Source organism: Bradymonas sediminis, assembly GCF_003258315.1.
GTDB classification, from domain to species: domain Bacteria; phylum Myxococcota_A; class Bradymonadia; order Bradymonadales; family Bradymonadaceae; genus Bradymonas; species Bradymonas sediminis.
Window position 1 is genome coordinate 5,033,567 of record NZ_CP030032.1, and the last position, 12,117, is coordinate 5,045,683.

Annotated in this window: 9 protein-coding genes; 8 read left to right on the forward strand and 1 reads right to left on the reverse strand. The window is 59.6% G+C overall.

The genetic code is table 11. The features are described 5' to 3' along the window. Positions 1-73: 73 nt before the first annotated feature. The 7 genes from DN745_RS19055 to DN745_RS19085 all read left to right on the forward strand — a co-directional run bounded on the left by DN745_RS19055 (position 74) and on the right by DN745_RS19085 (position 7,822). A complete protein-coding gene (locus DN745_RS19055) occupies positions 74-586 on the forward strand; it encodes an outer membrane protein assembly factor BamC (RefSeq protein WP_111337453.1) in 513 nt (170 codons plus the stop codon). Positions 587-667: 81 nt separating this feature from the next. Next, the gene (locus DN745_RS19060; protein ID WP_111337455.1) at positions 668-904 is read left to right on the forward strand and encodes a heavy-metal-associated domain-containing protein; all 237 of its coding nucleotides are present in this window, start codon (positions 668-670) and stop codon (positions 902-904) included. A gap of 154 nt (positions 905-1,058) precedes the next feature. Then, the gene (rpmG, locus tag DN745_RS19065; RefSeq protein WP_111337456.1) at positions 1,059-1,214 is read left to right on the forward strand and encodes a 50S ribosomal protein L33; all 156 of its coding nucleotides are present in this window, start codon (positions 1,059-1,061) and stop codon (positions 1,212-1,214) included. A gap of 89 nt (positions 1,215-1,303) precedes the next feature. Then, on the forward strand, positions 1,304-1,552 hold the full coding sequence (rpsR, locus tag DN745_RS19070; RefSeq protein ID WP_111337458.1) for a 30S ribosomal protein S18: 249 nt from the start codon (positions 1,304-1,306) through the stop codon (positions 1,550-1,552). 473 nt (positions 1,553-2,025) lie between these two features. Continuing rightward, positions 2,026-4,014, forward strand: a complete 1,989-nt coding sequence (locus tag DN745_RS19075) for a hypothetical protein (protein ID WP_133621965.1) — start codon at positions 2,026-2,028, stop codon at positions 4,012-4,014. Between the two features lie 257 nt (positions 4,015-4,271). Further along, positions 4,272-5,435 carry a serine/threonine-protein kinase gene (locus tag DN745_RS19080; RefSeq protein ID WP_162687795.1) on the forward strand — a complete coding sequence of 388 codons (1,164 nt, stop codon included), beginning with the start codon at positions 4,272-4,274 and terminating at the stop codon, positions 5,433-5,435. A 197-nt stretch (positions 5,436-5,632) separates the two neighbouring features. Beyond that, entirely contained in the window at positions 5,633-7,822 is a 2,190-nt protein-coding gene (locus DN745_RS19085; RefSeq protein ID WP_111337463.1) for a WD40 repeat domain-containing serine/threonine protein kinase, read from the forward strand. A gap of 14 nt (positions 7,823-7,836) precedes the next feature. On the opposite strand, the gene hemW is transcribed toward DN745_RS19085, so the two are convergent. After that, positions 7,837-9,102 carry a radical SAM family heme chaperone HemW gene (hemW, locus tag DN745_RS19090; RefSeq protein WP_111337465.1) on the reverse strand — a complete coding sequence of 422 codons (1,266 nt, stop codon included), beginning with the start codon at positions 9,100-9,102 and terminating at the stop codon, positions 7,837-7,839. 284 nt (positions 9,103-9,386) lie between these two features. On the opposite strand from hemW, the gene DN745_RS19095 reads away from it, so the two are divergent. Continuing rightward, complete coding sequence (locus DN745_RS19095; protein ID WP_111337466.1) at positions 9,387-11,717, forward strand: pentatricopeptide repeat-containing protein; 2,331 nt, start codon at positions 9,387-9,389, stop codon at positions 11,715-11,717. Positions 11,718-12,117 lie beyond the last annotated feature (400 nt).

The window sequence follows — 12,117 nt, forward strand, 5'->3', positions numbered from 1 at the left end:
TTGTTCCTCAGCGACTTTTTTAAGACGGTTTTATTCCATAACTGTTATCTTGGCGTAGTGGAGTTTCGAGAGCATGAAGAATTTATCCTCAAAGTTGACGCTTATTCTCAGTATTCTTGGTCTCCTGGCGCTGGTTTTCGCGTCGGGTTGTGCGACGATGCGCGCGAACTCGGCGCGCACCGCGTATATCCATCAGATGACCGAGCGCCACGTGTATAACGCGGCGTGCGACCAGGTGTGGCCGACCGCGCGAACGCTCCTGTTTTCCGAAGGATACGCGGTCAAAGACACCGGTGAAGGCACGATTATGACGCTGGAGACGGAGTGGCGATATGATCGCCAGACCTCCAACAGCACCAACGCAAATACGGTGACCGCCAGCCGTTATCTGGTGCAGGGAATGCAGCCCGACGAGGGGCAGTGCAAGGTCAACTTCAGCAAGAATACGCGCTCCAGCGACAATAATATGAACGCCAACCGCGACCTCGAGCTTGAGTGGCATCTGCTGCAGCAAGCCGACCCCGCGGCCGCCGCTCAGATCGCGCAGGAAGCGGAAGTTCGCGCAAATGCCGCCGCACAGGGTTGATTTCTCTGCTGCGATCGGTGCATATACCGCAACGCGAGGCTCAATCTTTGGTTGAGCCACATCAAAGATCAGGAGTGAGACATGAAAACACTTGAACTTAGCGTTGCGGGAATGAGCTGCGGCGGATGCGCCAACGCGGTGCGAACGATGCTTAGCCAGAAGCTCGGCGTCGACAGAGATCGCGTGGAGGTGTCGGCAGAGGCAGGAACAGCCAGCGTGAAATTGGACTCCGCGCCGACGCCCGAGCAGCTCGAATCGGCCCTGCAAGCCCTCAAAGAGCAGGACTTTCCGGCGAGCATTGTGCAAGGATTAGGATAAAACCCTCAAACACTCTTGCATCCGGGCATTTGATCACTTATGGTCCGGCGCCTTGGCCGCGCTCGCGGAGCATGTCACGTGGACGAGTGTGGGTTTCGCAAAGATTGAATAAGATAATTACGCCGCGTTTAGGTCGGCGTCAGGAGAAAGTATAATGCGGGAAAAAATCAAACTCGTTTCGAGCGCCGGTACCGGATACTTTTACACGTATAAGAAAAACAAGCGTGCGAATCCGGACAAACTTCGCTTGAAAAAATTCGACCCGGTCGTGCGCAAGCATGTCGAGTTCGTTGAAGAAAAAATTAAATAATTTGGGATAATTGGGTCCGCGAAGACGCCGCTTATGCGACGTCGCGGGCCTGGCTATCAATACTTCATAGCGCATCACGAGAGACTATTATGGCTCGCAGCAAATACGGGCGTATCAACTGGCGCCGCCGTCGCAAAATCGATCCCTTCGACGAAAATCCGTCCTGGCGCATCGACTATAAGAACCCGGAACTTCTTAAATTGTTCCTCACCACCACTGGCAAAATGTTGCCGGCACGCATCACCGGACTGAGCGCGAAGAATCAGCGCCGTCTGCGTCAGGCGATCCTGCGCTCGCGCCAGATCGCTCTGCTGCCGCACACCACGCATAAATCCTGATTCGACAGGAATTGCGTGACCGGAAACTTGTAGAAGATTTTCGGTGCTCAGTTCCTCGAGTCTGATTTAGAGACGTAAACTAAAAGGCTGCCCGCCGCACTGAAGTTCTATTGAAGAACTTTGGATGACGACGGCGCAGCCTTTTTGGCGTCTGGCGCGAAATTTAGAGTTTTGGGGTGCGGGCGAGTTGCGCCAGGATTGTCGAACGCCCGCGCAGCGCTAGCTTTGGTTGAGTTCCTTCGGGCGGGGAGCAAGTGGACACGCCACGGCCTTTCTTATATTGTGTCGGCGTAATGACGCTTGTGAATCGTCGGGAGTATTCGGAAATCTCAAACGCGCGCTGCTCCGGCATCTGCCGCGCGGGTTATTCGAAGAGCATTTCGCGGCGATTCGGCTTAATATGACGGGAGTAGCGGGCTCACTTCGGAACCCGTAGAAGTCTACCAAATGGCAAGAAAATCGGGATAAATATTATGTCCAAAAGATTCGTTTTAAATAAAGCAGCCAAGCGCGCCACCATGGGCCTGATGGGTCTGTCGCTGGCGGGCTTGCTTGTCTCCTGCAACTCTCATCCGGTTTCTTTTGCCCAGAGCGAAGGCGCGGTCGTGGTGACCGAGGATCGCTCGCCGGACTCGGCGGCTTCCGTCGATATTCTGTGGATGATCGATAACTCCGGCTCGATGTGTGAGATTCAGACGTCGATTCGCGAGAATTTCGAGAGATTTATCGACCAAATTGCCGCGCAGAATATCGACTTCCAGCTCGGCGTGACCACGACGCATATGGACTCGTCGAACGCAACCGAGCCATTGTCTCGCCCCGGTTATTTACAGGCGTATCCTCAGCCGGTGCCGACCTCCATTGGCCGCTGTAGTGGCGATGCAGGGGACCCGGGCGACCCAATGGATGGCTATGAGCCGGTACGCACGAATATCGAATTGGCGATACAATGCTCCAAGGATGGCGAAGATAAGTGGGGTGACCTGCGAAATGTCACCGACCAAGAGATTTTTCAGGCATATGAGGCGTTCCAAGCCTATAAACTCTTCCCCACCACACCGAGTGGGCAGGAGCCATTCTACGATACACCCGAAGCCGATAATCCTTACCGCACAATCAAGGGCGATAATAAGCTCGTGCTCCACTCCGAGGATTATCGCGATGCCACGGGGCAATTGGATGTCGACAGTATGCGCGCCGACTTCGCTTGCATGAGTCTGGTGGGAACCACGGGTACAGGCGCTGAGAAGGGACTTGCTGCCGCCGTTCATGCGCTCTCGCCCGAAATGACAGGGGGGACGGTGGAGGCGCCGCTTGAAAATGCCGCCGAGGCTCCGAATCATGGGCTCTTGCGCGAGAATGCGAACTTCGCCCTGGTGATGGTCACCGATGAGAATGACTGTTCCGATTATGGGCTTTTCGCTGGCGAGGGCGCGCTTCCGGATACCACTCCGTTTTACGACGAAGCTGGTAATCCCATTGAGCGAGCTGTCAGTAAAGCGGTGAGCTCGCCCGATGTTGTGTGCGCGATGTGGAATGATCCGGCGCTGGTTGAGACCACTCCGCTCATCAGCACCGAGGCATTGGCCCAGCGTCTCAAGGAGAATCTTTCCAGTTCCAAGGGCAAGGAGGTGAATGAGAAGGCGATCGTCGTCACCTCAATTCACGGAGACTATCGCCGTTATGGGGAGGATTATCCGACCGATAGTGATATTGAGGCTGCGATTGCTGCTGCGCACGAAGATGATCGTGCGACAATTCGCGCGACGATCGAAGCTGCAAAGCAGGACCCAAATCAACTTATCGTGCAAGTGAGGAATCCACCGTATGACGTGCTCCAAAAGAAGAGCTCCTGCACGATTTCAGGCGATTCCGGCGACAGCCCGGCTGAGGCGTTTTCGGGAGACCGGTATGAGAGCTTCCTGCGTCATTTCTCACCTGACCGCGTATTGCCTGCGATTCCACCGAGCGAGGATGAGCATATGCTCGGTCTGATCTGCGACGCCGCCAGTATGGGCGTGACGTTGGGTCAAATCGGTGAGCTTATCGCTGGTTCGACGGCACAGTGCATCACCGAGCCGCCCTTCGAATGCCAGGTGGACGAGGATTGCCCGGCCTTTAATTTCGACGGCCAGGCGCCGACCTGTCGGTCGTTCGGTCGCAGCTCGCGTAAATATTGCGATAGCGGACTTCAGCTCCGCTTGTACCCGGCCAAAGACGGCGAAGGGAAGACCTTTGCCGACCTGCAATCGCACCCCTATTGCGTCGCCGAGAGCATCAACTCCAGCGTGACGCCGGGTGGTTGCCTGATCGACCGCAGCCACTACCGCGTGGAACAATGCGCGGCGGTTGACGCTGGCATCAATATCGAATGGGTTGATGAGGATAGCTTCAATATCCTCGCCGGATACGATGTTGAGTTGGTGTACGCGGTGGTCCCCGAGCCGGAAGCGGCGGAGTAATCCTCGCGCCAGCATGAGTCGCTAGAAGTAGAAGACCCCGAATGACCTGAAATGGTCACTCGGGGTTTTTTGCGTCTGCTGGTTGATATTCTTCTCATCGGCATTTGAGTGGCTAGGTTCGTGGGATAGGGCCGAGCCCAACAAGATGAACGCGATGGGGGGATATGGGGATGGGGGAGGAGCGAGAGATGGGGGGAGGGGGCCCACAAAATTTAGATGTGGCGCGAGCAGCAGGGGGGCATTATTGCGCCGAGTGCATGGCCATCGCAGCTTGGGCGGACGCCACCTGCGGCTATTGCCAGACGGCGCGACCGGCCGCCGGATGGGCGGCGCTCGAGAGCGCGCAGGACCCCTGGCTGGGGCGTATTGTTGGGCGGCGATATCGGGTCACGCGCCGCATCGCCACGGGCATGGTGGCCCGGGTTTATGAAGCCGAGTCGCTGCATATTCCCCGGAAATTCGCGCTTAAAATCGTGGACTTCGGCGCCAACTCAGGCGCGCCAAATCCGGAAGTCGTGCGGGCGCGATTAGGGCGAGAGATCTCGGCGATGAGCCGACTTCAAAACCCGCATATCGTCTCGATCTTCGAGGTGCTGCAATTGTCCGAGGACTGTGAGGCGTTGGTGATGGACTATATCCGTGCGCCGACGTTGACTGAATTGCTCGCTGAAGTGGGCGCGTTGGGTTGGGGGCGAGCGTGTCAGATGGCGCGCCAGATCGCCACCGCGGCGCACGCAGCACACGAGGTAGGCGTGGTGCATCGCGACCTCAAGCCGGCAAATATCATGGTCGAAGCGATCGCCGGGGGCGAGGATTTTATTCACTTGCTGGACTTCGGCATCGTCTGGCTCGACGACGGCCTTGCCATCACCAATGGTTTTGTGGGAACGCCGCTATATGCCAGCCCGGAGCAGGCCTGCGGAGGCACGGTAGACCCCAGGAGCGACGTCTATTCACTCGGGGTGATCCTCTTTGAGATGCTGGTCGGCCACCCGCCCTTTGAGAGCCCCAAGATTCGCGAAGTGCTGCGCATGCACGTGCGCCAACCCGCCCCGGGGCTGCGCGAGAGCGCGCCATATCGCGCGTTTCCTCCCAGACTCTGCCAACTGGTCGCCAAGATGTTGCAGAAGAAACGGCGTGAGCGTCCCCAGAATTTACTTGCGTTTATTGACGAGATCGACGGGATCCTCGCGGCTCAACGCGAAGTCCACGGAATCCCTCGCCCGCCCGCGGTGAATTCAGTCGCGCCGACCCCGCGGCGCCCGGGCTTCGGCTCAGAAGACGACGGCCACGCAGCCTCTACTTTTGTGGGGCACGGGGTGCTGGAGAGATTCGCGTCGCCGCTGCCGCGGGGGCATACAAAATTTGTGATGCCTGCAATTCTGTCGGAAATGAAATATAATCATCCCCCCCTACTATAGAGTAGCTAGTGAGGAAGGACGGCGTTCGATTATTGTGTAGCGGTGCAGTGTGCATGTTGTGGCGGAAATTGGTTTATTTGCCGTATGACGGTAAATAAGGAGTTGTTTGCTCTCGAACAACCATTGACTCTTGGATAGCAAGCAAATAGAAATCACAGTTGTCGTATCTATTTCCATTTCGAATCACTGACGGCGCTATGACTGACAAGCTGGCATACGAGAATCGGCGTGCCGAATTTCGAAAACGTCCTCCCACTCACTATTGCGGGCGCTGCACCTCGGTTCTCTACCCCGAGGACGCGTCATGTCTGGAGTGTGGGGCGCAGCCGAGTCCCACCTGGCCCGAGCTCGGGCCGATCGTCGACCCCTGGCTGGGTCAGGTTGTCGGTGAGCGATATTTGCTCACCCGTGGGATCGGGGCGGGGGCTTCGGGGTTCGTCTATCGGGCGGAGTCCCTGGCCATTTCGCGCCAATTCGCGATCAAGATCGTCCCGCTCGGCTCCGACGATGTCACGGCAAATTCCGAGACGATTCGGGCACGCTTGAACCGCGAAATCGGCGCGCTCGGGCAGTTGAGAAACCCGCATATCGTCTCGTTCTATGATGTTGTGCCGATCGGGGACTCGGCGGTCGCGCTGCTGATGGACCTGATCGAGGGGCGCACGCTCCAGGATGTGGTGTGGGCCGCGGGCTCGCTCGACCTGGGGCGCGGCCTGAAGATCCTGCGCCAGATCGCCAACGGCGTCCACGAGGCCCATGAGGCCAATATGATTCATCGGGACCTTAAGCCCGACAATATCATGATTGAGCGCCTGCCTGCGGGCGATGATTTTGTGCATATACTGGACTTCGGCATCGTGCATCGCCTCGATGATGTGCGGGTTACCCAGGGCTTTTTGGGCACCCCCCTCTACGCGAGCCCGGAGCAGGCGGTTGGCGGTGCGATCGATCGGCGCGCCGATATCTACGCGCTCGGCGCCGTGACCTTCTTTATGCTCACCGGGAAGCCTCCTTTTGACGACGACAACGTCTATAAGGTGCTCAAGGCACACGTGGGCAAGCAGGCCCCGCGCCTGTCGGATGTCGCGCCGGAGCGCTATTTCCCCCCGGAGATTGAAGACCTCGTTCAGCGCATGCTCGCCAAGAAGCCCGAAGACCGTCCGCAATCGCTGGCCGCGGTCATCGCTGCGCTCGATGAATTCGCCCTGCAGCGGACGTCCGCGGAGCAGCGGGACGCGCGCTATGACTCGTCCGAATTTCGCAGCCCAGCCCAGCAGGATGCGCACGACCGGCGAGGCAGCGAGGCGAGCAGCGAGCTTAACCAGACCGTCGCGAGCGAGGTTTCGTTGGCCAAGGCTTCCAGCCCCGAGGCGTCGCGTCCCGACGGCGCGCCGATGTCGGCCGTGTTTCAGCGACGTAAATCCGACGTCTCCGTGCCCCCGCTTCCTCAGCAATCGCCAGCGCAGCTGCAGGAGCAGTCGAGCGCCAAGGGGCGCACGCAAGTCGGCGTGTCGGCGCCGCGTAGCAAGGCCGTCGCGCACGAGACCGACCAGAATAACAAGCAGGCCGCCACGACCGACACCAACCACGCCGACCTCTTCGAGCTGCCCAGGAGTTGGTACGGGCGCGAGCTTACCCTGGGGCGTCCGGCCCCCGGGAATTTCCGCGCGGATTTTCAGCGTCGATATTGGGCGATCCTCGACGAAGCGCGGTGTCTGGCGGTCGGCGAGGTCAACTCGGCGGAGGTGCTTTATTTCCAGGTGCCGCCAGCCCCCGAGCTTACGGTGATGGGCCAGCGTCGCCTGGATGTCGTCACCGGGCACGCGGATGGGTCGATCTTGCGCTGGAGCGCCAAGCATCCCGGAGGTCAATTATTACATCAGAATGCCGCGAAATCAGCGATCACCGCGATCGTGTGCAATGAGAGCTTCTTCCTCTTCGGGACCGCCTCCGGCGCGCTGTATATTGGGGAGTTTAAAGATGAGCCGATCCAGCCGCTGTGTATTCAGTCGGGCTCCGAGATTCGGGTGCTGACGGCGCGCGCGGGTCGCTCCTCGTTCGCGGTGGCCCGGGCAAATGGGTTTATCGAGGTCTACAATATTGGCTCGCCGAATATTATTACCCAGCGGATCTCGCCGCCGGCCGGCGTCACCCAACTCACGTTTTCCCAGGACGGCTACCTGCTCGCCGCGGTCTTCGAGGACAAAAAGCTGATCCTTTATAACGCGTTAACCGGCGCCGAGATCGCCCGCAGCGCCGCGATGAAGCATGAGCCCCGCTTCATTCACTTCGACAACGCCGGACGTCTCGTCGGGGAGTGCGAGGTTAACGGCGAGATTTTCGGGCTGGACCTTCAGCGCCACCTCTTCTCCAAGGCGACGGCCTAAGAGGCCGCATCGGCTCAGAGGGCGTCTGCGAAACGCTGGGCTAATCCATCGGCGACGTTGAGGCCCAGGTGGGTGGGGACGAAGATATCCGCCTGGCGCGTTAAGAACCCCGCGTCGCAGAGCTCATCGAGCAGCGCTTCGGCCTTTTGGAGCAACCCCTCGGGCAGCGCGCCCTCGAATTGGAATTGGAGCCCGGCGAAATCAAGGCCGGCGCGGGTGCGCACCCCCAGAAAAAGTCTCTCGATAAAGTGCTCGCGTGCCGACAGCGGCACGGCCGAATCACTGTCCGGCGCGGGCTCACCGGGGGCCGATAAGTAGGCGTCGGTGAGGCGAGGGTTGGCGTGGCGAAAGATGCCGGGGTTCGGTGAACCTGCGGTGTCGATGCGCAGGCTATGCGCGCCGACGCCCAGCCCGAGGTATTCGGCGCCGGTCCAATAGAGGGTGTTGTGGCGGCTTCGATAGCCCGGGCGCGCAAAATTGGACACCTCATAGCGCTCAAGCCCCATCGCCTCGGCCCGCTCGATGAGATAGTCGAGCATCTCAAAACACAGGTCATCATCGGGCAGCGCGAGCCGGCCGCGGTCGCGGCGTCTTTTAAACGCCGTGCCCGGCTCGATGGTGAGGTTATAGGCGCTCAGATGCTTTAGGCCCTCGAGGGCTTCGACCGTATCGAGGTCGCGCGCCCACTCATCCATCGTCTGTTCAGGGTTGCCATAAATTAAGTCGAGGGAGACCACCCCTGGGCCGTGCTCTAGGGCCATTTCGACCGCGCTGAGCGCCTGGTCCCGGGTATGGTTGCGGTTGAGGATCTTCAGGATGCGCGCCTGGAAGCTCTGGCAGCCGATGCTCAGTCGCGTCACCCCGGCGTCGGTCCAAGCGCGCAGGTTTTCTCGGGTAATATTGACCGGGTTGGCCTCCATGCAGATTTCAATTTCATTGAAATTCTGGGTGCCGATGGCGGATTGGAGGTGTTCCATGACATGGCGAAAGGCGTCGAGATCCCATATCGAGGGTGTTCCTCCTCCCAGATAAATGGTGTGAACGGTGCGCCCCTCAAGTTCGTGTTTTCGCCGCTCAAACTCACGGATCAATCCGTGCGCGTAGCGCTGATGCGGGATGCTCGCCCGCACGTCGACCGCGAAGTCGCAATAGGGGCATTTGCGCGCGCAGAAGGGAACGTGGACATAGATGCCCACCGCCTGATCACGGCGGCGGCGCACCGGCGCGTTGGTGGTGCTCGACGGTGGCACGGCTCGCGGTGTTTTGTCTGGGTTGCTCATTCTATCCTGGAGTGTGGGAGCTGATGCCGTGGGGGGAGAGTTCGCCAGTCCTCTATATACCCGCCGCGCCCCGAAATCATAGCCCCCGCGGAGTCGCAACGCGCGGCGCCACGCGGCGGGGCAGATTTAATAATGATCGTTTGAGTTATAATTAGTATACAGGATGTATTGTGTTTCTTCGCATGATGCCTTAAATTGTTTTGAGTCTAAGGTTGTTTACCTATGAACAACCAAGGTGAGTTATTTTCCGAATATTTTTGGTGGGCCGCAGAGCGAAGGATTCAATGAGTGAAGACGCTCCAGTAAATGACGCCGATGGTAATCCCACGGATACGGATACTCCGTCGTCCACGTCGGCGTGCGGCCAGTCGCGCGAAGACCTCGCTGATCGGCGGGAGGTCGAGCTGCCCGAGCACCCGCGGAAGGTGACGCGGCAGGTCAAAATCCTGCGCAAAACAAAGCGCTATCGCGAGGCCCGCGAGTTGCTCGAGCTTGCGTTTGCCCGCTGGCCCGACAACGCTATCATCGCAAATAATCTGATCATCGCCCACCGCCGCAAACCCGAGCAGGCCTGGCAGGTCTACCAGGACATGCGCGAGGCCGGGGCGCAGCCGGACGCCTATACTTTTTCCAATCTTATCAAGGCCTTCGGCGACGCCTACGAGCCCGATCGCGTGTGGGAGATATACCAGGAGATGCTGGCTTGCGGCGTCGAAGCCAATGTGATCACCTATAGTATTTTGGTCAAAGCCTTCGGCGACTCGCGCCAGCCGGAGCGGGCCTGGCAGCTCTTTGAGACCATGAAGCGCGAGGATATTAAGCCAAATATCGTCACCTATAATAGCCTGATTAAAGCCTTCGGCGATGCCCTGCAGCCCGAGCGGGCCTGGCAAATCTGTGAGGGCATGCTTGAGCAGGGGATCGCGCCGAATGTGATCACCTATAATAGCCTGATTAAGGCGTTTGGCGACGCCGGCGAGCCCCTCAAGGCCAACGCGATCTTTGAGGGGATGCGAGAGTCGGGCAGCCGGCCCAATGATTTTACCTATAATATTCTGATCAAGGCCTTCGGTGACGCGGGCATGTCTGAGCGCGCGCTCCACGCCTTCGAGCTGATGGAGGCAGACGGCGTGGCGCCCAATGACTTCACCTTCAATATCTTGATCAAGGTGTTTGGGGACGCCGACCAACCCGAGCGTGCCTGGCAGCTCTACCAGGCGATGGTCGGCGCCGGGGTGGAGCCCGACGTCATCACCTACTCGACCCTGATTAAGGTCTTTGGCGACGCCGCCCAGCCCGATCGCGCGCACCAAATCTACCTGAAGATGCGCGCCCGTGGCGCCACCCCCAACGTCGTCACTTATAGCGCGCTGCTCAAAGCCTTCAGCGACGCCGGCCAGCCCGAGCGCGCCTGGGAGAGCTTCCAGCAGATGAAAGCCCACGGGGTGGTTCCCAACGTGATTACCTTCAATATCTTGATCACCGCGTTTGGCGATACCGGCCAACCCGAGCGCGCGAAGGCCGTAATCGAGTCGATGCATGACGCCGGCGTGGCGCCCAACGTGGTGACCTACTCAAGCCTTATCAACGCATATGCCGATGCCGATCGAGCCGAGGAGGCCATCGAGATCTACCGCGCCATGAAGGCCGCGGGCGTGGCCGCCAATGTGGTGACCTATTCGAGCGTGCTTCGCGCCTGCGGCAAGGCGGGCTTGTCGGCCGAGCACCCCGACAGCGCCTGGCAGGTCTACCAGGAGATGCTGCGCGAGGGCGTCACCCCGAATGTGGTCACCTACGCCAGTCTTTTCGAGGCGCTGGGGCGCGCGGGGCAATCCGAGCGCATCTGGCAGGTCTACCAGGGGATGCGCGCGCGCGACGAAGCCCCCAACTCGACCGTCTATAGCGTGCTCATCAAGGCGTTCGGCGACGCGGGCCAGCCCGAGCGGGCGCTCCGAGTGTTTGAGTCAATGGAGACCCACGACTCGAGCCCCGATGTGGTCATCTACTCCTGTCTGATAAAGGCGTTTGGCGACGCCGGTCAGCCCGAGCGCGCCTGGGACATCTTCGAGCAGATGCTCGCCCAGGGCGTTCCCGGCGACGTGATCACCTATAGCATCTTGATGAAGATATTCGGCGACGCCGGCCAGCCCGAGCGCGCCTGGAGGGTGTATGAGGCGATGCTCGCCGGCGAGATTGCCCCGAACTTGATCGCCTACTCTACCGTCATCAAGGCCATGGGGGATGCCCGGGAGCTCCAGCGGGTCTGGGATGTCTACCAGCGCATGCGCGACGCCGAATTTCGGCCCGACCGCGTCATCTACTCGACCCTGCTGCGCCGCTTCGCCGAGACGGAGTATACCGACTGTCTGTGGAAGCTCTACGAAGACCTCCACAGCGTCGAGTCGAGCCTCGACGAGAGCGCCTATAATTTGACGCTGCGGGCGTTTATTGACGCCGGGGCGCTGGAGCGGGCGTGGGCGATCTATGAGGCGCGCGAGGAGGTGGGCGGGAAGGTCCACCCGGCGACGTACCGGGCGCTCGCCGAGGCGTTCGGCGAGGACCCGGAGCGCCGCCGCAGAATCGAGCAAGACATGGCGGGTGCGGGCGGCCAGTGATCGCCAAACCAGCGCGTCCGACGATCGTCCGATCGGATCATGCGGCGATCAGATCACCCGACGATCAGATCACTTCGGCGCGTCTGCGCCCCGAAGATCTGGGCTGACCTCGGCCAGACCGGCGCCGAAGGCGATTGTGATCGTTTGAGGGGGACGCAAGAAAATTTTTTCAGATCGTGGCGCCCCCGAAAATCTTATAATTATCTCCGTTGATCTGCGGGGGGATTTCGGTCCGCGAAAAGTCAAAGTTCCGCACATACTTAGCGGGTTTTTGGCGGAGCCGCGCGGGCTTTGGTTGAGCTTTCGGACGCCTGAATCGGGCTTGGCTCGGGTTGATGATTTCGGTCGCGCGGGCTAGGTATGTGGCGTTGGTTCTTTTGGTTTTTACTGTCCTTTTTGT